Source organism: Roseburia sp. OF03-24 (genome assembly GCF_003463035.1).
GTDB classification, from domain to species: Bacteria; Bacillota; Clostridia; order Lachnospirales; family Lachnospiraceae; genus Roseburia; species Roseburia rectibacter.
This window is the reverse complement of the sequence record NZ_QSCK01000005.1, coordinates 90,715-111,459: the sequence shown is the minus strand read 5'-3', so window position 1 is coordinate 111,459 and position 20,745 is coordinate 90,715. Positions and strand designations below refer to the sequence as shown.

Annotated in this window: 17 protein-coding genes; all 17 read right to left on the bottom strand. The window is 42.3% G+C overall.

What is annotated here, in order from left to right:
* Positions 1 to 22: 22 nt before the first annotated feature.
* The gene (locus DXA60_RS03800; RefSeq protein WP_117919659.1) at positions 23 to 1,420 is read right to left on the bottom strand and encodes a glycine--tRNA ligase; all 1,398 of its coding nucleotides are present in this window, start codon (positions 1,418 to 1,420) and stop codon (positions 23 to 25) included.
* A 53-nt stretch (positions 1,421 to 1,473) separates the two neighbouring features.
* Positions 1,474 to 2,211 carry a hypothetical protein gene (locus tag DXA60_RS03795; protein WP_117919657.1) on the bottom strand — a complete coding sequence of 246 codons (738 nt, stop codon included), beginning with the start codon at positions 2,209 to 2,211 and terminating at the stop codon, positions 1,474 to 1,476.
* A 66-nt stretch (positions 2,212 to 2,277) separates the two neighbouring features.
* On the bottom strand, positions 2,278 to 3,042 hold the full coding sequence (gene recO / locus DXA60_RS03790; protein WP_117919655.1) for a DNA repair protein RecO: 765 nt from the start codon (positions 3,040 to 3,042) through the stop codon (positions 2,278 to 2,280).
* A complete protein-coding gene (locus DXA60_RS18585) occupies positions 2,981 to 3,160 on the bottom strand; it encodes a hypothetical protein (protein WP_147345377.1) in 180 nt (59 codons plus the stop codon). Before DXA60_RS18585 ends, recO begins: the two co-directional genes overlap by 62 nt.
* A gap of 84 nt (positions 3,161 to 3,244) precedes the next feature.
* Positions 3,245 to 4,153, bottom strand: a complete 909-nt coding sequence (gene era, locus DXA60_RS03785) for a GTPase Era (RefSeq protein WP_006856999.1) — start codon at positions 4,151 to 4,153, stop codon at positions 3,245 to 3,247.
* Between the two features lie 18 nt (positions 4,154 to 4,171).
* Positions 4,172 to 7,102 carry an insulinase family protein gene (locus DXA60_RS03780; RefSeq protein WP_117919653.1) on the bottom strand — a complete coding sequence of 977 codons (2,931 nt, stop codon included), beginning with the start codon at positions 7,100 to 7,102 and terminating at the stop codon, positions 4,172 to 4,174.
* Positions 7,103 to 7,216: 114 nt separating this feature from the next.
* Positions 7,217 to 7,420, bottom strand: a complete 204-nt coding sequence (locus tag DXA60_RS03775) for a cold-shock protein (RefSeq protein ID WP_006856998.1) — start codon at positions 7,418 to 7,420, stop codon at positions 7,217 to 7,219.
* Between the two features lie 181 nt (positions 7,421 to 7,601).
* A complete protein-coding gene (locus DXA60_RS03770; RefSeq protein ID WP_117919651.1) occupies positions 7,602 to 8,516 on the bottom strand; it encodes a mechanosensitive ion channel family protein in 915 nt (304 codons plus the stop codon).
* A gap of 156 nt (positions 8,517 to 8,672) precedes the next feature.
* On the bottom strand, positions 8,673 to 9,923 hold the full coding sequence (locus DXA60_RS03765) for a DUF1015 domain-containing protein (RefSeq protein ID WP_117919649.1): 1,251 nt from the start codon (positions 9,921 to 9,923) through the stop codon (positions 8,673 to 8,675).
* A 132-nt stretch (positions 9,924 to 10,055) separates the two neighbouring features.
* Complete coding sequence (locus DXA60_RS03760; protein ID WP_117919647.1) at positions 10,056 to 11,219, bottom strand: phosphoglycerate dehydrogenase; 1,164 nt, start codon at positions 11,217 to 11,219, stop codon at positions 10,056 to 10,058.
* On the bottom strand, positions 11,219 to 12,301 hold the full coding sequence (serC, locus tag DXA60_RS03755) for a 3-phosphoserine/phosphohydroxythreonine transaminase (protein ID WP_015520188.1): 1,083 nt from the start codon (positions 12,299 to 12,301) through the stop codon (positions 11,219 to 11,221). Before serC ends, DXA60_RS03760 begins: the two co-directional genes overlap by 1 nt.
* A gap of 20 nt (positions 12,302 to 12,321) precedes the next feature.
* Positions 12,322 to 14,010 (bottom strand): biosynthetic-type acetolactate synthase large subunit, encoded by a 1,689-nt coding sequence (gene ilvB / locus DXA60_RS03750; protein ID WP_186899116.1) that lies wholly within the window; start codon positions 14,008 to 14,010, stop codon positions 12,322 to 12,324.
* 108 nt (positions 14,011 to 14,118) lie between these two features.
* Complete coding sequence (ilvD, locus tag DXA60_RS03745) at positions 14,119 to 15,795, bottom strand: dihydroxy-acid dehydratase (RefSeq protein WP_015520186.1); 1,677 nt, start codon at positions 15,793 to 15,795, stop codon at positions 14,119 to 14,121.
* Between the two features lie 79 nt (positions 15,796 to 15,874).
* Entirely contained in the window at positions 15,875 to 16,975 is a 1,101-nt protein-coding gene (gene leuB, locus DXA60_RS03740) for a 3-isopropylmalate dehydrogenase (protein WP_117919643.1), read from the bottom strand.
* A 317-nt stretch (positions 16,976 to 17,292) separates the two neighbouring features.
* Positions 17,293 to 18,969, bottom strand: a complete 1,677-nt coding sequence (locus DXA60_RS03735) for an ABC transporter ATP-binding protein (protein ID WP_117919641.1) — start codon at positions 18,967 to 18,969, stop codon at positions 17,293 to 17,295.
* Entirely contained in the window at positions 18,962 to 20,188 is a 1,227-nt protein-coding gene (locus DXA60_RS03730; protein ID WP_117919639.1) for a radical SAM/SPASM domain-containing protein, read from the bottom strand. The genes DXA60_RS03735 and DXA60_RS03730 overlap by 8 nt, the downstream gene beginning before the upstream one ends.
* Positions 20,189 to 20,285: 97 nt before the next feature.
* Positions 20,286 to 20,444: a hypothetical protein gene (locus DXA60_RS18650; protein ID WP_015520182.1), complete on the bottom strand. Its 159-nt coding sequence runs from the start codon at positions 20,442 to 20,444 to the stop codon at positions 20,286 to 20,288.
* Between the last annotated feature and the right edge of the window lie 301 nt (positions 20,445 to 20,745).

The following is a 20,745-nucleotide window of genomic DNA, read 5'->3' as shown; positions in this document are numbered from 1 at the left end:
TCTCCTGATCATATCTTTTCTTTTACCAGTTGAACTTCTCTGCGAAATAAGCATCCAGATCCTCGATCTTAATACGCTCCTGCTCCATGGTATCACGGTCACGAACCGTTACGGCACCGTCATTTTCAGACTCGAAATCGTAGGTTACACAGAACGGAGTACCGATCTCATCCAGTCTTCTGTAACGCTTTCCGATATTTCCTCTGTCATCAAATTCACAGTTATATTTGTGTGAAAGCTGCGCGAATACTTTCTCAGCACCTTCATTTAACTTCTTGGATAATGGAAGTACACCGATCTTAACAGGTGCTAAAGCCGGATGGAAATGAAGAACCGTTCTCATATCCGGTTTTTCCTCTGTTCCGATATTTTCCTCGTCATAAGCAGCACATAAAAATGCTAAAACAACACGGTCTGCTCCAAGTGAAGGCTCAATAACATATGGAAGATATCTCTCATTCTTCTCATCATCAAAGTAAGTAAGATCCTGACCGGAAGTCTCCTGATGACGTCCAAGATCATAATCGGTTCTGTCAGCAATACCCCAGAGTTCGCCCCATCCGAATGGGAATAAGAACTCGATATCCGTTGTTCCCTTGCTGTAGAATGCAAGCTCAGCCGGATCATGGTCACGCAGACGCATCTCATCCTCTTTGATTCCAAGGGAGATCAGCCAGTCACGGCAGAAACCTCTCCAGTACTGGAACCACTCTAAATCAGTACCCGGCTCACAGAAGAACTCAAGCTCCATCTGCTCAAACTCTCTGGTACGGAATGTAAAGTTACCCGGTGTAATCTCATTACGGAAAGATTTTCCGACCTGTCCGATACCAAACGGAATCTTTTTACGGGATGTTCTCTGTACATTCTTAAAGTTTACGAAAATACCCTGTGCTGTCTCAGGTCTTAAGTATACGGTATTCTTTGCATCCTCAGTAACACCCTGGAATGTCTTAAACATCAGGTTAAACTGACGGATATCTGTGAAGTTGTGTTTGCCGCAGGTTGGACATGGAACCTGATTTTCCTCGATGAAATCACGCATCTCTTCCTGTGTCCATCCGTCTACGGAGCTCTTTAACTCGATTTTTTTCTCCTCTGCAAAATCCTCGATGATCTTATCTGCACGGAAACGCTCATGACATTCTTTACAATCCATCAGAGGATCTGAAAATCCGCCAAGATGTCCGGATGCAACCCAGGTCTGCGGGTTCATTAAAATGGCACAGTCCACACCTACATTGTATGGATTCTCCTGAATAAATTTCTGCCACCATGCTCTTTTTACGTTGTTCTTTAATTCAACGCCAAGATTACCATAATCCCATGTATTTGCAAGACCACCGTAAATCTCAGATCCCGAATATACGAAACCCCTTGATTTTGCCAGTGCTACGATTTTGTCCATTGATTTTTCCATAAATAATTCCTCACCTTTCTATAAAATGGCAGTGGACTGCCTCTTTTGTATGTTTACTTATAAATAATGTATGTGTAGACATCTGTTTCAAATGCCCCATCATCTTTTACATAGGCTGTGTCATCATTGACATCCGTGTCAGATATCTCTGTTGAACCGCCAACATTCTCTGTTCCGCCAGAAGCATTTTCATCTGAAACATTATCACTGTTTAAACTGTAACCATCCCGTATGGAAACACTGTCTGCCCCGGTCAGCTTTACATTTTCTGTGGAAACATAACAGATCGTTCCATCTACTTTGACATCTCTGTTTGCCTTGATGATGACTGCTTTTAAATCATCCCCGGAATAAATTTCTTCCTTCGTCGCTGTTCCGGTCACCTTTCCATCTTCTACACTGACAAAATCTGTGTTGAAATCATATCCTGCTGCCAGTGCCTTAACAACCTTGCCCTCATAGAGTTCAATGCCATTAAATCCTGTATAATCTTCCGGTGTTTTATATTTCATCTTAAGCGTTGCCGTACTCTCTTTCACAGAAAGTCCTTCCAGTTTTACCGTATTCTTTCCATGTTCTTCCGTATAAGCAGAAACAGCATCTGTCACATAATCCTTTAGTTCTGTCTCATCATAATAATCTTTATCCAGTGTCTCAACATCTACTGTGAGTACGGTTCCGTTTTTCTGTACATATACCGTATCCGTATCTGCATTCAGAGATTTTCCACATCCAGCCAGCATCGAAATGCCAATCAGTACGCCAATACCTGCCATACATGCTTTTCTCATTTTTACAAGTCTCCATTCGTCTTACATATCCAATGTTTTACATTATACTATTTCCGATTCCCGATTTCAACCAGTAAATAGTCCCTCTAACATTTTAAGAGACTGAAATGTGTGATCCAGATAAACTGCACGATAACTTTTCATAATTGCAAGCAGCTGCCTTAACACACTGTCACTGACAGAAAAAGTATATAATTTTTCCACCCTTGCTGAAATGATATACTGCATCGTATAAAGAGTTGATTCATCCAGGAAAAACCTGCCGCTTTCCTCCGTGGACGCTTCTTTTTTTTCACAGGGATCACAGACACAGCCACCCCGTTTTGTTACAAACCAGTTCAGTTCTTCTTTTTTTCCACATTTCAGACAGGCAAATACATTCGGTGCTTCACCGTTTACCGACATTGCCTTTAACTCAAAAATAAAACGGACCAGTCTCTTATCATATGCACTGCTTGTCAATGCCCGAAGTGACTGATAAAGCAGCTTTAACATCTCGCGTTCATCATTGTTTTCCTGACAGTAATAATCGGCAAATTCCAGAAAATAACATCCATAATATGTAGCTTCAAGTTCTTCCTGAACTTCCCTGAAATAGTTCTGAATGGAAGCCCTCACCACCGTATAGGAGCTTCGCCCCTCAAACATTTCAAATTCACCAAAGGAAAAGGGGGTTGCCGCAGCAACAAGTGCACTGTTTGGTCTTCTTGCACCTTTTGCAAATGCGGTGATCTTGCCCCTTTCCTTCGTCAGCAGTGTGATTCTTCTGTCATAATCGCCAATCGGCATTACCTTTAAGACCATCCCGGTCACTACGATATTCTGTCCCATCCGGTCTATTTTCCCATCCTCTCCCTGTGGTATCAAAGCTGCCTTTATGCGACTCTTTGTATTTTAAATAATCGGTTACTCTTCCTGTTGTCATAAAATTGCTCCAGGCTTCATCCATAATCTCATCCTCCCATCATCCATCACTTGATAATGTTAGGATTTCCTCAGACAGCTTCCCTTATACCAGCAAAAAAATGGTAAGTCAGATCTCGTCCTTATTATAGCCAAAGTTCTTCATCATGGAATCGCTGTCACGCCAATCTTTTTTGACCTTTACCCAGAGTTTTAAATTGACCTGCTCCTCTAACAGACGTTCAATCTCATAGCGCGCGTTTGAACCGATCTTTTTTAACATGGCTCCGCCTTTTCCGATCACAATACCCTTATGGGAATCTCTCTCACAGACAATCGTTGCCTCAATGTCCATGATATTTTGTCCTTTCCGCTGTTTCATGCGGTCAATGCAGACTGCGATTCCATGCGGTATCTCATCATCTAATGCATGAAGTGCTTTTTCACGGATGATCTCCGCAACGATCGCACGCTCCGGCTGGTCTGTGATCGTATCTTCATCATAAAACTGCGGTCCATACGGCAGATATTTAAAGATCATATCCAATACGGTATCAAGATTCTGTGCACGCAGTGCGGATGCCGGAACGATCTCGGCAAAATCGTATACCTTGCGGTAAGTATCGATAAATTCCAATATCTTATCCCGGCTCACCGTATCTACCTTATTAATAACAAGGATCACCGGTGTTTTTGTCTTCTTTAACTGCTCGATGATATGCTGCTCGCCTGCTCCGATAAAGTTTGAAGGTTCCACTAACCAGAGGATCACATCTACTTCATTTAATGTGTGCTCCGCGGTGTTTACCATATATTCGCCCAGCTTATTTTTTGCCTTGTGGATTCCCGGTGTATCCAAAAATACGATCTGTCCACGCTCCATATCCGTATAGACTGTCTGGATACGGTTTCTGGTTGTCTGCGGTTTATTTGATGTGATTGCGATCTTCTGTCCGATCAGATGGTTCATCAACGTTGATTTTCCAACATTTGGTCTGCCGATAATTGTGACAAATCCTGATTTAAAATTTTCTTTCATTTGTACTCCATTCCAAAATCATTCATATAAATTTTTCAACTGCATAAACATATCACTCTGACTCTTTAAGTTTTCTTCATTTCCGATGACACAGATATTTTTCTCATCCAATACGGATGCGATCAGATCCTTTAAGGCACGGATATCATCTTCTGTTGCACCGATCACCTGATCACGCTCTTTCTGGATATCCGCAAAATCCAGTCCCTGTAAATATGCGGTCATGGAACGCGCTCCCTTCGCACTCGGATTCATCGGCGTATCCATATCGCTGATCGTACCGATAATGTATTTTGTCATCTCACGCTCGTCCGCCTTAAAATCAGCCAGATACTGTGGAATGCCATCATAGATCTCATCTGTTTTCTTTAAGTTCGGATCACGGTAAGATACAAAATAAGTATCTCCATTTCGCATATAGCTGTTCATGCATCCATAGGCACCGCCTTTGACACGGACGTTGATCCAGAGATAATCATATCCCATAATGACTTTCAAAATACGCAGTGCCCCGTGATACGAAAATCCGTGACGCGCATAATTGCCGGCTCTTGCCACATACTGTACCTGCGATGCATCCATAAATCCCTCATTTTTCTTTTCCAGATGAACCTTTGGCAGCATCCGCTCTTTTACAGTCTCTTTTGACACATACAGATTCTTTAACAGAAAGGCAATCTGTTCTTCCACCGCCTGATAATCAGCCTCTTCACAGACAACACTGACTAACATACGTTCCGGCACAAATATCATCTGTACCAGCCGCATAAGCCTTGCGATCAGTTCGTCCTTTTTCTCATCGAAATGTTCATCTAAATCGGAAACCAGCTCATAGAACGAAATACCTGCTGTTGCTTCCTGATAATATGCCGCTCTTGAAAAATAAGACAATGCACGCATGGATGCCACCGAGTGACCGGAACCGTCAAATGCTGCCTCGATCCTGGAACGCAGCTGGGCTATGATCTCACGCAGACGCTTTTCATCGGAAATCTTTGTTGTCATTAAGATCTCGCGTAAAAGATCCATTGCCTGAGGCAGTTCTGATGCCAGTGTTTTCACACGCAGTTCAAACATAAACTGCATGTCATCCTGCTTTTTCACATGCGGATATACACCGGTACTTGCGGATATCCCTCCGGTATGAATGTTGATCTCATTTGCCAGCTCTGAAAATCCATACCGCTCTGTGTCCATATATCCAAGAATGTATTTCAGTATTCCAACATATGGAAGATCCTTTATCTCCATATCACGGATATCAAAAAGGATGCGCAGATAATCGATGCCATTTGAAAACATCTCATGATGCACGATCGTCGTGTCACCACATTTCTTTATCTTATTATAAAGTGGTGCTGCTTCGCGCTTCATGTCTTCGCGTTTTAACATCGGGATCTTTTCTAAATCTTCTTTTGGTGATGATTCTTCCTGATACTGTTTTAAATGCTTTGTATCCTCGATGAGCTGTTTTATCTCATCTTTATTCAGGCTTTCCTTATATGCAGCAAGTTTCTCTGCCAGTGCCTCATCACGTTTTGCATTTAATCCTCGTTCCGGTTCGATCACAACGACCGATGCATGTGGATTATGAATCAGATACTTGTCGATCAGTGCCTCAAAATATCCTGTTTCAACCTGCTCCCGTAGAAAACGGTAGGTATCTAATGCTTCCACATGCATAAACGGCTGCCTGTCATCATAAAGCCAGCTGTCTAAACACTGGATACCGTATAAAAGTCCCTTCGGGAACTGCCCAAAATCAGCCTCGCGATAACGGAACTCCGATGCACTGATTCCTGCAAGCAGCGCTTTCCTATCCACTCCGTCTTTTACCTGATGTTTTAAAACGTTCTGTATCGTCTCAAGGAATTTTTCTTTATCTGTGCTGTTTGCATTTTTGGCAATAATGGAAAATACCGGCTGCATGGTACTGCTGTCATAACCACCAACGATATCTTTTCCGATCCCCGCATCGATCAGTGCCTGTTTTAACGGTGCCCCCGGTGCACCAAGCAATGCATAATCCAGAACATCAAATGCCAGATAAAGTTTCTTATCTAAAATATCTCCTACGACCAGATTATAGGAAAGATACGTGTTATCTTCCTCTGGTTCTGCAGAAGAAATCGGGTATTTCTTTGTGATCTCCACCGGTTTTTCGAATGTTTTCTGTGCCTTTACGGCCGAATCAAGTTCAATCTCTTCATAATGGCTTAAATATTCCTCATCCATCCAGCGAAGTTTTTCTGCCACATCCATATTTCCATACAGATAAATATATGAATTGCACGGATGATAATATCTTCTGTGAAAATCAAGGTAATCCTCATATGTCAGATCCGGGATGTGTTCCGGATCTCCACCGGACTCATTGCTGTATGTGGTATCCGGGAACAGGGAATTTAAAATTTCCCGCTGCAGCACATCATCTGCAGACGAAAAAGCTCCCTTCATCTCATTATATACAACACCATTGATGTTGACCGGTGCATCTTCGCTCTCAAGCTCATAATGCCAGCCTTCCTGTTTGAAAATCTCCTGATGTTTATAGATATTTGGATGAAATACGGCATCCATGTAAACACTCATCAGGTTCTGAAAATCTATGTCATTGCAGCTTGCCACAGGATAGATCGTTTTCTCAGGATACGTGATCGCATTTAAAAATGTATTCAAAGATCCCTTGACCAGCTCCACAAAAGGATCTTTGACCGGGTATTTATCAGACCCACACAATACTGTGTGTTCTATGATATGTGGTACACCTGTAGAATCCTCTGCCGGCGTACGGAACCCGATATAAAATACCTTGTTATCATCATCATTTGAAATTACCGCAACTCTTGCACCGCTTTTTTTATGGCGTAAAATAAACCCTTCGGATTTCAAATCACGCAAAGGGCACTGTTCTAAAATCTCGTATGCTTCCAAATCAGTCAGTTTCATCATCATCCTCCAAAATATGATCTTATGTCTATTAGTATACCATATTTTACACAACTTAAAAAGGGAATGTATTATTTACACTCCCTTTTTTGGTACTTATGGAATAATCCGCTATTATGCGATACGGCTTACATTGGCAGCCTGAGGTCCCTTTTCTCCCTCAGTAACCTCGAACTCTACACGCTCGCCGTCTTTTAACTCCTTAAATCCATCCATGTTCAGTGCGGAAAAATGTACGAATACATCATTCCCCTGCTCGTCCGAAATAAATCCGTAACCCTTTTTGGCATTAAACCACTTTACAGTTCCCTGCTGCATAACTCTTTCAAGACCTCCTAATACATGCAAAACTTTTGTTTCTTCCACATCGGAATATTCCGTGTGTACTGTGCTGTCCAAACGATGAAATTTATAACAACACCATGAGTCGAATTTAGCATATATTACTTATTTTGTCAATCTTATTTTATAATTATTGTGAAATATGCACATTTTGCAGTTACTGTTTTATCTGCACATCCATCTGCGGATATGGAATGGAAATATTATGATCATCAAGTGCATATTTGATATTCTCAGTCAGGCGCCACTTTGCAGTCCAGTAGTCCTCTGTTTTTACCCAGATACGCACACCCATATTTACTGACGAATCTCCAAGTTCATCCACAAATACAAGAATCTCTTCTTCCGGCAGTCTTGCCTCCTCCGCTTCTGCAACAGAATACAACACTTCTTTTGCAGTTCTGATATCCGCTTCATATGCAATACCTACTACCAGATCCACACGGCGTTTTTCCATGGTGGAAACATTTGTGATGCTGCTGTTAGAGAGTGTACCATTTGGTACCATGACCACTTTGTTATCAATGGTGAGCAGTTTTGTATAGAAAATGGAGATCTCTGTTACCGTACCCTCTTTCCCGCCGGAATGTTCTATAATGTAATCTCCGACACGGAAAGGTTTTAACAGTAAGATCAGCACACCACCCGCAAAATTTGAAAGGCTGCCCTGCAGTGCCAGACCGACTGCCACGCCAGCAGAACCAAGCACTGCCACTGCCGAGGTGGTTGCAATTCCAAACAGTCCCATGATAATAAAGATCAGTACCAGATATAGTGCGTATTTGATCAATGGCAGTACAAACTGTCTGACACCGGTATCGACATCTCTGCGTTCCATGGATTTGCGGAACATTTTTAAGATCAGACCAATGATCTTGCTTCCAACAATATAAATGATAATCGCAACTACGACCTGAAACGCAAAGTTCAAAAGATCCGGTATCAGTCCCTGCAGCCATGTGCCTACGATTCCCGGGTTCTTCGCAACCTCCTGTAAGTTTTCCTGCGCCTGGTTTAACATTTCGACGGTCTCGGTTGCATTAGCGATTCCTTCTACATTTTCTGCCAGCATATATGGCTCCCTTCGTTTTTATTCGAATTTGAATTTAAAAAAAACTCATCTTTAGGCTATGAATGTTGTGAACCTGGCACAGTTTCACAACTTCCTCAGTTCTTTATAAGTTTTCAAAATTCCATTTCTCATTTTGTCCTGCTCTAAGGAATTTCCTTATTCTAAGGAATGAATGAACAGACCGCTGCGGAGTTTTGGTTCAAACCAGGTAGATTTTGGCGGCATGAGTTTTCCGGCATCTGCGACGGAGAAGAGCTCTGTGATCGAGGTCGGATACATGGCAAATGCAACGGAACAGTCTTCCTCACAGCGTCTGACCAGTTCGTCCATGCCGCGGATTCCTCCTACAAAGTCGATTCTTCCATCTGTTTTCGGATCTCCGATGCCGAGTACCGGATGAAGCAGAAGGTCTTGTAACATTGATACATCCAAACTTTTTACCGGATCATCTGCCACTGCGGCAAGATCGTCCTCCCGGAACTTACAAAGGAACCAGTGTCCTTCCATATACATGGTAAAGCTGCCTTTTTCCTGTGGTCTTTTTTCTTCCTGATCTGTGATCTCTGTCACGTCAAAACGTTTTTTTATTTCCTTGTAAAAGCTCTGAAAAGAATATCCGTTTAAATCTTTCACTACACGGTTATAATCCATGATCATAAGCTGGTCATCCGGGAATAATACAGACAGGAAATAATTAAATTCTTCCGTTCCATCGTAACCCGGATGTTCTTCTCTTCGTTTTAAACCAACCTTTACAGCCGAGGCTGCACGGTGATGACCATCTGCGATATAGATATCTGCCATGTTTTCAAATGCCTGTGAGATTGCTGCAATTTTATCATCGTCACTGATCACAAACACACGGTGTCTGATTCCATCCTCCGATGTAAAGTCATACTCTGCCTCTCCTGCTTTGACTTTCTCCACGATCTCATTGATCACCGGATTCGAGCGGTATGCTAAAAAGATAGGTCCGGTCTGCGCATTACAGGCATCCACATGCTGAATACGGTCTGCTTCCTTTTCTGCTCTGGTGTTCTCATGCTTTTTGATGACGCCATTTAAATAATCATCGATCGATGCACACGCCGTAATCCCTGTCTGTGTGCGTCCATTCATCGTAAGTTCATAAATATAGTAACATTTTTTCTGATCGCGGATAAAAGAACCATCCTCTACCATCCCCCACAACAGATCATGTGCTCTCTGATACACCTTTTCATCATACATATCCACAGAAAGCGGATAGCCTGTCTCCGCACGATCAATCTTTAAAAAAGATTCCGGATTTTTCTCCACTTCCACAGTTGCTTCTTTTCTGTTATAAACATCATAAGGGAGGGCAGCGATCTTAGCTGCCTTCCCTTTTTCTGGTCTGATGCTCATAAACGGTCTGATATCTGCCATTTTTGCTGCACCTCATCTTATTCTTCTGAATTAAGTTACCATTTTCCTTAAAGTTCTTTCCTATGCCGATCTAGGAAACAATAGAATGTACCTTTCTTAAACACTCTATTGTCACAAATCACCGTCAGATTTCTAGCAGATCTTGCGAACTTTTAAGACACCCTCTGTATTCTTTAATTTTTCAAGTACATCCTCCGGAACAGAAGTGTCTAAATCCAAAAGTGCATATGCATAATCGCCTTTTGATTTGTTTGCCATTCCGTCAATATTGATTCCTGCATCACCAAGGATCGTTGTATATAAACTTAACATACCTTTGACATTGCGGTGTAAGATTCCGATACGTCCTGCAGTTGTGCATGCTCCCATGCTGCAGTCCGGGAAATTTACAGAATGGACAATATTACCATTTTCTAAGTAATCACGGATCTCACGCACTGCCATAATCGCACAGTTATCTTCTGACTCTGCTGTGGAAGCTCCAAGGTGAGGTGTTACGATACAGCCCTTTGCACCAACAGTCGTTGTGTTCGGGAAATCAGATACATATTTGTGTACTTTTCCTGCTGCAAGTGCATCCACCATTGCTTCTTCATCCACAAGCAGATCTCTTGCAAAATTTAATACGATCGCAGTTGGTTTCATCATAGCAATTGCGTCTGCACTGATCATTTTTTTCGTAGAATCCAGAAGCGGCACATGGATCGTGATGTAGTCACACTCACGGTAGATATCTTCTACGTTGCTGATGTGCTTAACACTTCTTGATAAGTTCCATGCTGCTGCAACAGAGATATACGGATCATATCCATATACTTCCATTCCCATATGGATTGCTGCATTGGCAACTAACACACCGATCGCACCAAGACCGATGACACCTAATTTCTTTCCGGAAATTTCGGTTCCTGCAAAGTTCTTTTTCTGCTTCTCAGCTGTCTTTGCGATATTTTCATCGTTCTGGTTCTCTAAACACCATTCGATACCGCCTACGATATCACGGGATGCGTAAAGCATACCTGCAAATACAAGCTCTTTTACACCATTGGCATTTGCACCAGGTGTATTGAATACGACGATACCCTTTTCTGCACATTTATCAAGTGGAATATTGTTAACTCCGGCTCCTGCTCTTGCAACTGCCTCTAAAGTATCCGGCAGTTCCAAATCATGCATTGCAGCACTTCTGACTAAAGCAGCCTGTGCATCTTTTAACTCATCTACTTTTTCATACTGATCCGAAAACAGATCCAGACCGACTGCTGCGATCGGATTTAAGCAGTTATACTTAAACATTATGCATTCTCCTCCTCAAACTTCTTCATGAACTCTACTAATTTTTCAACGCCCTCTTTTGGCATCGCATTGTAGATAGATGCTCTCATACCGCCAACAGTACGATGTCCTTTTAAATTTACAAATCCGGCTTCGGTTGCTTCTTTTACGAATTTGGCATCCAGATCGGCATCTCCGGTTACGAATGGAACGTTCATCAGGGAACGGTCCTCCGGTACAACAGTTCCTTTGAATAATTTGCTCTGATCTAAGAAATCGTAAAGGATCTTTGCTTTTTCTTCATTGCGCTCTTTCATGACAGAAAGTCCGCCCATCTTCTTTAACCATTTGAATACTTTTCCGCAGATATAAATGCCGTAGCATGGCGGTGTATTGTAAAGAGAATCTGCATCTGCATGTGTTTTGTATTTTAACATGGTAGGTGTTCCCGGTAAGGTATCCTCTGTGATCAGATCCTCACGGATAATTACGATAACAACACCGGCAGGTCCGACATTCTTCTGAACACCGCCATAGATCACACCATATTTGGTAACATCTACAGGCTCTGATAAGAAGCAGGAAGATACATCCGCTACTAATGTATGTCCTTTTGTATTCGGGAGTTTTTTGTATTTGGTTCCATAAATTGTGTTGTTCTCACAGATATATACATAATCAAGATCATCCGGAATATCAAGATCGGAGCAGTCCGGTATGTAAGAAAATGTCTTATCCTCGGAAGATGCAAGTTTGATTGCCTCACCGTAAATGGATGCTTCCTGATATGCTTTCTTTGCCCACTGACCTGTTACGATATAACCTGCTTTTTTATTTTTCATCAGGTTCATCGGGATCATGGCAAACTGCTGGGATGCTCCACCCTGTAAAAACAGGACTTTGTAATTATCCGGAATATTCATCAGGTCTCTTAAATCCTGCTCTGCCTCTTTGATGATATTGTCATATACTTTGGAACGGTGGCTCATCTCCATAACGGACATTCCGCTTCCTTTGTAATCCAACATTTCATCTGCTGCCTCTTTTAATACTTCCTCCGGTAATACAGCCGGTCCTGCAGAAAAATTATACACTCTGCTCATCTTAAACTTCCTCCTCTGATTTATGATTGTTGTTTTTTTGCTAAGTCTTCACCGGTAAATGAAGAACTGATTGCCTCTCCCGGTGCAACCATCGGCCACACCTTGTCATCACAGTTGATGATACAATCAATTAAAACCGGTACCTCTGATTCAAGTGCTTCCTTAAAAGCCTCTTTGAACTCTTCCTGGCTGGTCACGCGATATCCTTTCGCCCCCATTGCCTCTGCTAATTTTACAAAATCCACACCGTCGTCAAGAACAGTTGCGGAATAACGTTTTTCATAGAACAGATCCTGCCACTGGCGTACCATTCCAAGGACATGATTGTTGACGATTACTTCGATCAGCGGCAGTTTTTCGCGCGCCGCGGTTGCGATTTCATTCATGTTCATTCTGAAACAGCCGTCACCTGCAATGTTTATCACCTGTTTATCCGGATTGCCGATCTGTGCACCGATCGCAGCTCCAAGTCCATAACCCATCGTTCCGAGTCCGCCGGATGATAAAAAGGTACGCGGGTTTTTGTATTTGTAATACTGTGCTGCCCACATCTGATGCTGTCCGACTTCTGTCACGATAACTGCATCTCCCTTTGTCGCACGGTAGATCTCCTCCATCAGATATGGACCACTGAGTCCCTCTTTCGGATAAGTGAGCGGATATTTTTCTTTCAGATCCATGATCTCTCCGATCCATTCCGGATGACTCTGTGCATCTAATTTTTCATTGACACGGATCAGAATCTCTTTTAAATCCCCGATCACACTGGCATCCACCTGGATATTTTTATTGATTTCTGCCGCATCCACATCAAACTGTAAAATTTTTGCCTGTGATGCAAATTTCTTAGCATTTCCAAGAACACGGTCTGAGAAACGGACACCAACTGCGATCAGAAGATCACACTCACTGACACCAAGGTTGGATGTCTTTGTTCCATGCATGCCGAGCATTCCGGTATAAAGATCATCTGTTCCGTCAAATGCTCCTTTTCCCATCAATGTATCACAGACCGGAGCATTTACTTTCCCTGCAAACTCTTTTAATTCTTCCGATGCACCGGAGATCACTGCACCGCCGCCGACAAAGATATACGGTTTCTTTGCCGCCTTTATCATGGAAACCGCTGTATCAACATCTTTTTCGCAGATTGTATCTGTGACCCTTGCGATCGGTTTCGGCTCCACCGAAGTGTATTCCGTCTTTGCCGCTGTGATATCTTTTGGGATATCCACTAAAACCGGTCCCGGACGTCCTGTCTGTGCGATCTTAAATGCACGCCGGATCGTATCTGCAAGTTTTGTAACATCCTTTACAATAAAGTTATGCTTTGTAATCGGCATTGTGATTCCCGCAATGTCGATCTCCTGAAAACTGTCTTTTCCAAGAAGCGGTACGGTAACGTTGCAGGTAATTGCAACGACCGGAACCGAGTCCATATAAGCGGTTGCGATTCCAGTTACAAGGTTCGTTGCACCCGGGCCTGACGTTGCAAAGCACACACCGACTTTTCCAGTACTTCGCGCATATCCGTCCGCTGCATGGGATGCTCCCTGCTCATGTGATGTCAGCACATGCCGGATTTCTCCCTGATGTTTATATAATTCATCATATACATTTAAAATGGCACCGCCCGGATAACCAAAAACTGTATCAACACCCTGTTCTTTCAGGCATTCGATCACGATCTGGGCACCTGTTAACTGCATATTATTCCTCCATTCCACTGCCATTCTCATCTGTTTTTAATTTCTACATCATCAGATGCTTCTTTTACAACATATGACTTTTCGAATGACAACTTTTGTATTTCTTTTTTATTTCTGTTCTTCCGGCAATGCTAAAATAGCACCTCTGTTGCCGGAAGTTACTAACGATGCGTAGCGTTTCAGATAACCTGTCGTTACCTTTGGCTCTCTCGGCTGCCATTTTGCTTTTCTTGCTGCCATTTCTTCGTCTGAAACTGCAATCTCTAATTTCATCTCCGGAATATTGATACGGATGATATCGCCCTCTTCCACAAGTGCGATCGGTCCGCCGACTGCTGCCTCCGGTGACACATGTCCGATGGAAGCTCCACGGCTTGCGCCGGAAAAACGTCCGTCTGTGATCAATGCTACGGATGAGCCAAGTCCCATACCTGCGATCGCTGAAGTTGGATTTAACATTTCACGCATACCAGGTCCGCCTTTTGGTCCCTCGTAACGGATCACAACCACGTCACCGGCAACGATCTTACCGCCTTTGATCGCAGCAATCGCATCTTCCTCACAGTCAAATACTCTCGCCGGTCCCTCATGCACCATCATCTCATCACAGACTGCGGAACGTTTTACAACGCTTCCGTCCGGTGCAAGATTTCCTTTTAATACAGCAAGACCACCTGTTTTACTATATGGATTATCGACTGGTCTGATGACTTCCGGATTCTTATTTACCGCATTGGCAATATTTTCGCCCACTGTCTTTCCTGTCACAGTCATGCAGTCTGTATTCAGTAAACCAATGTCTGCAAGTTCTTTCATAACGGCATAGACACCGCCTGCCTCGTTTAAGTCTTCCATATAAGTAGGACCTGCCGGAGCAAGATGGCAGAGGTTCGGTGTTTTTTCACTGATCGGGTTTGCAAATGCGATATCAAAATCGAATCCGATCTCATGTGCGATCGCCGGAAGATGCAACATACTGTTCGTAGAACAGCCTAATGCCATATCTACCGTCAATGCATTTAAAATGGCATCTTTTGTCATGATATCCCTTGGACGGATATTCTTGCGGTACATATCCATAACTGCCATACCTGCATGTTTTGCAAGTTTGATTCTCTCAGAGTAGACAGCCGGGATCGTTCCGTTTCCACGAAGTCCCATGCCGAGTGCCTCTGTCAGACAGTTCATGGAATTTGCTGTGTACATACCGGAGCAGGAGCCACAGGTCGGACATACTTTTTCTTCGTATTCTCTTACATCATCCTCCGTCATGGTTCCTGCTGCATAGGAGCCTACTGCCTCGAACATAGAAGATAAACTTCTCTTTTTGCCCTGAACGTGTCCGGCAAGCATCGGTCCGCCGGATACAAATACGGTCGGAACATTGATACGCGCTGCCGCCATCAGAAGTCCCGGAACGTTTTTATCACAGTTTGGCACCATGACAAGTGCATCAAACTGATGTGCAAGTGCCATGCACTCGGTGGAATCCGCGATCAGATCTCTGGTTACAAGGGAATACTTCATTCCGATATGCCCCATCGCGATTCCGTCACAGACTGCGATCGCCGGAAATACAACCGGTACTCCGCCCGCTTCTGCAACGCCTAATTTTACTGCATTTACGATTTTATCAAGATTCATATGGCCCGGTACAATCTCATTGTAGGAGCTTACGATACCGACCATCGGTTTGTTCATTTCTTCTTCCGTGAAGCCTAATGCATTAAAAAGACTTCTGTGAGGTGCCTGCTGCATCCCTTTTTTTACATTATCGCTTTTCATGTAATCCTCCTTGTTTTGCGGAGCAAAATGCGAACCCTCTGGTGAGCAGAGGATTTTACTCCTTGTTTTGCTCCCTATATTAAATACGTTCGCAGATCAGATCACCCATCTGTGCGGTACCGACCTGTGTGACATTTTTCTTTTTATCTTCTTCCTGCGGCATGATATCAATCGTGCGATAACCGTCTTTTAATACCTGTTTTACGGCTGCCTCGATGGCCTCTGCCTCTTTATCAAGGTCAAAGGTATAGCGGAGCATCATTGCTGCACTTAAGATTGTTGCGATCGGGTTTGCGATACCTTTTCCTGCAATATCCGGTGCAGAACCGCCGCTCGGCTCATAGAGTCCGAACTTCGTGTCGTTTAAGCTGGCGCTTGACAACATTCCGATGGAACCTGTCACCATGCTCGCCTCGTCGGATAAGATATCTCCGAACATGTTTTCTGTTAAAATGACATCAAACTGTTTCGGATCTTTGACTAACTGCATCGCACAGTTGTCAACTAACATATGCTCATAGGTGACTTCCGGATAGTCCTTTGCTACTTCCTCGACCACTTTTCGCCAGAGTCTTGAGGAATCCAGCACATTTGCCTTGTCCACGCTCGTCACTTTTTTGCGGCGTTTCATGGCAATGTCAAATCCTCTCTTTGTGATCCTGCGGATCTCTGTCTCGCTGTAAGTCAGTGTATCTGTTGCAGTCAGCACACCGTCAACTTCCTCGGTCCCTCGTGCACCGAAATATAATCCTCCAGTCAGTTCACGCATGATCATCATATCAAATCCGTCCCCGATGATGTCGTCGCGGAGTGGACATGCCTCTTTTAATTCTTCATATAAGTAAGCCGGTCTTAAATTTGCAAATAAATTCAGAGACTTTCTTAATTTTAATAATCCTGCCTCCGGTCTCAATTCCGGTGCCAGTTTATACCACGGAGAGGTTGCTGTATTACCGCCGATGGAACCCATAAGCACTGCATCGGACGCTTTTGCTGCTGCGATCGCCTCATCGGTTAACGGCACGCCTGTTGCATCAATCGAACAGCCGCCCATCAAAATCGCTTCATATAGAAAACTGTGACCATACTTTGTTCCGATCTTGTCTAATACTTTTTTTGCCTCTGCCACGATCTCCGGTCCGATTCCGTCACCGGAAATCACGCCAATCTTACATTCCATGCTCTGATCCCTCTTTCTTTTCCTCTGTCAGATATGTGTAACTGATTTTTCGCCTGTCAGAAAGTATCCTGCCTTTCTGCACCATAGAATGCATACTCTGCGAACATCCTGCTTTATTATGAATAAAAAGAAAATCAGCGGCTGCTGTGCGCCCACACTTTATCACATTACTAACAGACAGTATGTATAATGTCTATAATAATGTAATTTGTGAAACATTGCAACCTCTGATTCTATTTTTCTTTTTTATAATATTTATAACCTGGTATTATGAAAGTGCTTTCTTTTCATTACCTGGTTGTATACCATGGTATAGCTTAAGCGCTCATTACGGATAACAGACTGCGGAAGATTCCATCTTTCTGGATCAGTTCATCATAATTGCCGCGTTCGATGATGGCGCCTTTGGAAAATACCAGAATTTCATCATATTGTTTTAAGCTGTCTGCTTTTAACTGGTGTACGATATTTAAGATGGTCGTGTCTGACTGCAGGACGGTCTGTTCGATTTTTGCTGCCATGAGGCTGTCAAGACTGGATGTCGCTTCGTCTAAGATCATGACAGGAGTATTGCGGAGGAATGCCCTGGCTATGGCAATGCGCTGTTTTTCTCCGCCGGAGAGATTGGAACCGGATTCCTGTATGGTAAAATCAAGTCCCTTTTCGTTCAGGTAGTCTCCCATACCGGCACGGATTAATGCCTGTTTGATGTTCTCATCCGAATAGCTTTCATAAAGGGAAACATTGTCCCGCAGTGTGCCATCTAACACGACGACATTCTGATGAATGAGTGCAATGCTGCGGTAGAGTTCTTTCTTCTGGATATCGCTGATGCTCTGGCTGCCAAAACGGATCTCTCCTTCAAAATGGTTATAATAATGCATCAGCACATACATAAAGGTACTCTTTCCACTTCCGCTGTTTCCGACGATCGCATATTTTTTGCCAGGTTCAAAAGTTACGCTTAAATTATGTAAGACCTCTTCGCCCTCCTCGTAGGAAAAACGTAGATTTTCCACTGAGATTGGCAGTGCTGTTTTTAACTTTTCCCCATGGTCTGCATCTTTCGGCAGGTTTAAGATATCCGTCACCCGCTTTAAAACCGGCTGGCTTGTCTTATAGTCTGCAAGCAGTTTTGAGATCCACTGGATCGGTGTCTGGATATAGTTCATAAGCTGTATGGTTGCGATCAGGATACCGACCGTAACGTAACCTTTTAAAACTAAAATCCCGGCAATTCCCATCATGCACACATCGATCAGGAAACCGATCCCGCCGGAGATGCTTCTTGACATGTTCTGCGTATTGCGAACGGAAAAATGCGTCCTTTCCACTTCCCAGTTACATTTTTCATAATCGGTAAGGATCTCCCGCTCCACATGATAGCTCTTGATGACCTCATAGCCGTTCCAGATGTTTTTCAGTTTTCCGTTGTACCAGTCAAGCACATGGATGTATGATTTCTGGCGCGCTGAAATCTGTTTTCCAAACAAAAACGGCACGATTAACGGCACCGCACAGAGCAGAATCGCCGAAAATGCCAGCCACGGTTCCATCTGGTACAACGTGACCGTCGCGATCAGAAATGTGAGGATCTGGATCACAATGTTTGGCAGACACAGAAAATATTTTTCATCGAGCATACCGATATCATTGTTTAAGATCGATGTATACTCCGCGCTCTTGTGCAGACGGTAACTGTCGAGATCCGTGCTCACAATACTTTTACAGATGTCTTGTCTCACATCCACTAAGACTTTCTGTGAAAACTTCATCTCAAAATAGGAGCCGACATAGCCGAATGCTGCATAACAGACAACGATCACCACCCCTGCAATGCTCGTATGTAACATTTTTTGTGCATCCATGGCGGACACTGCGTCGATCATTTTCTGCATATAGAGTGCAAATAAAACTGCGGCTATGGTTTTTAGGACAGCGAAAAATACCCACGCCATAAGGTGTACTTTGTGCTTTTTGAAATATTCATTCATTGTTATTCTCCTTGCAGTCCGTATTTACTTGCAAATATTTTTCGCACATCTCTATAACCTGATTTCCATTAATATTTTTTATTCTATCATAGACCATTTTTGCTATTTGGTATTCATTTTTTTCAATTAATATTGTAAATAATTGAAGAAGCTGCTCCTCATCCAATTTATTAATGTATTTTCTTGCTTGTACTAACTTATAGTTATATGAACATAAAATATTCTCAGACTCTATCGTTCCATTTAATGTGAACCGCGAATTTGAGCATCCACCCAAACACATATCCCCATACTTGCACTCACGACACAGCCCTTTCAAATCATCTCTTTTAAAATTTCTATTCCACAAAAATGAATCCTTAGAAAACCATATATCTCGCAATGATCCATCTCTGATATTTCCCTCTATCATTTTCTCATTTCTAATAGAAGTACATCCAACAATATCTCCATTTTGTAAAATACCAACTGATTTTTTTCCTGCCGAACATCCTGCCCAACAAGTATTCTGTTGCATACAAATTTGTTTTTTGTTGTAATAGCCTATTCCATCTGTCAGATGTATCTCTAATTGTCCTTCTTTCTTTTTATACGCAAAATCAATTATTTGTTCAATCATCCCTGGTTCAACAAATAATGTTTGTTGTTTAAGGAAATTACCCATTGGAAGTGTGATCTGTAGCTGCCAGAAATCAACCCCTATCTCCGAAAAGATATCATACATTTCGTCTAATTCTTCAATATTTTCATTGTTGATAGTAGTGGCTACCATTGTCTGTACACCATGATATTTTAATTTTTTTAACGCCAATAAATCTTTTTCAAAAGATCCCTCTTTTCTTATTTTATCATGAGTCTCTTTTACACCATCAATACTTATTGCACAAATTGCAATTCCAGCCTGTTTTATTTTTTCTACTAAATCATCCTCCACAAACCACCCATTAGAAATTATGTTTGTGTAAATTCCAGCTTTACTTAATTTTTCCGCAATCGCATACCAATCTTTTTTTGTAGTTGGTTCTCCTCCTGTAAGTGTAACAAATTTTACTCCCATATTGATCAACTCATCACAAACATGTAAACATTCCTTCGTCGTCATTTCATCCAAATACGGTTGCGCACATGAAGAACCACAATGTTGACATCTCATATTACAACCATGGGTCATTTCCCAAACAGCATATTCTAATTGATATTCTATTCTACTATTTTCCATTTCACATTCTCCTTATTTTTTTATATAAAAAATGTCTGAGCATAGAACCTTTTCTTCTACGCTCAGGCATTTTTACACACTATTTCTGTACAAATATTTACATATTTTTTTGTTGTTCATTCTGCGCAGATCTGCATACACCATAATCAACAGCATAACCTGACGCTGCTGCCTTGCTCTGCAATTGATTAAATTCTGATACAGAAACATATTCATCAAGTCCTAATCTTTCCATTACCTTTTCTAAATCTCTCATGGCATTCCTTCCTTTCATATTTTATATATCAACACTTAATAAGTGCTAATAACTTTTTTACTGTAAATCACCTGTTGCAAAAAGACCATGTCAAAACCGGAAAAAAATTTTTTCTGGTTTTGACATGGTCTTTTTATAATATCTATAACATAATATATTTAAAATCTCAGATATGAGGTACATACATATGAAAAAAATATTACATTCCTTTCTCTTAATATTATGTCTCTTCACAATAAATACCAATCATTCTTTTTCTTTGATTGTTAATTCCTACACGCTTATCGCTGACAAGAGCTAC

Coding starts and splice junctions, on each gene's coding strand:
- DXA60_RS03760 (WP_117919647.1), bottom strand. CDS start 11,219: ATGTTTAAGTATAACTGCTTAAATCCGATCGCAGCAGTCGGTCTGGAT.
- DXA60_RS03770 (WP_117919651.1), bottom strand. CDS start 8,516: ATGCTGGCAGAAAATGTAGAAGGAATCGCTAATGCAACCGAGACCGTC.
- DXA60_RS18585 (WP_147345377.1), bottom strand. CDS start 3,160: ATGGATGAAGCCTGGAGCAATTTTATGACAACAGGAAGAGTAACCGAT.
- DXA60_RS03730 (WP_117919639.1), bottom strand. CDS start 20,188: ATGGAAAATAGTAGAATAGAATATCAATTAGAATATGCTGTTTGGGAA.
- DXA60_RS03765 (WP_117919649.1), bottom strand. CDS start 9,923: ATGGCAGATATCAGACCGTTTATGAGCATCAGACCAGAAAAAGGGAAG.
- ilvB (WP_186899116.1), bottom strand. CDS start 14,010: ATGCAGTTAACAGGTGCCCAGATCGTGATCGAATGCCTGAAAGAACAG.
- DXA60_RS18650 (WP_015520182.1), bottom strand. CDS start 20,444: ATGAGAGATTTAGAAAAGGTAATGGAAAGATTAGGACTTGATGAATAT.
- serC (WP_015520188.1), bottom strand. CDS start 12,301: ATGAGCAGAGTGTATAATTTTTCTGCAGGACCGGCTGTATTACCGGAG.
- ilvD (WP_015520186.1), bottom strand. CDS start 15,795: ATGAAAAGCGATAATGTAAAAAAAGGGATGCAGCAGGCACCTCACAGA.
- DXA60_RS03775 (WP_006856998.1), bottom strand. CDS start 7,420: ATGCAGCAGGGAACTGTAAAGTGGTTTAATGCCAAAAAGGGTTACGGA.
- DXA60_RS03735 (WP_117919641.1), bottom strand. CDS start 18,969: ATGAATGAATATTTCAAAAAGCACAAAGTACACCTTATGGCGTGGGTA.
- DXA60_RS03800 (WP_117919659.1), bottom strand. CDS start 1,420: ATGGAAAAATCAATGGACAAAATCGTAGCACTGGCAAAATCAAGGGGT.
- era (WP_006856999.1), bottom strand. CDS start 4,153: ATGAAAGAAAATTTTAAATCAGGATTTGTCACAATTATCGGCAGACCA.
- DXA60_RS03780 (WP_117919653.1), bottom strand. CDS start 7,102: ATGAAACTGACTGATTTGGAAGCATACGAGATTTTAGAACAGTGCCCT.
- leuB (WP_117919643.1), bottom strand. CDS start 16,975: ATGGAATGTAAGATTGGCGTGATTTCCGGTGACGGAATCGGACCGGAG.
- DXA60_RS03795 (WP_117919657.1), bottom strand. CDS start 2,211: ATGAGAAAAGCATGTATGGCAGGTATTGGCGTACTGATTGGCATTTCG.
- recO (WP_117919655.1), bottom strand. CDS start 3,042: ATGGGACAGAATATCGTAGTGACCGGGATGGTCTTAAAGGTAATGCCG.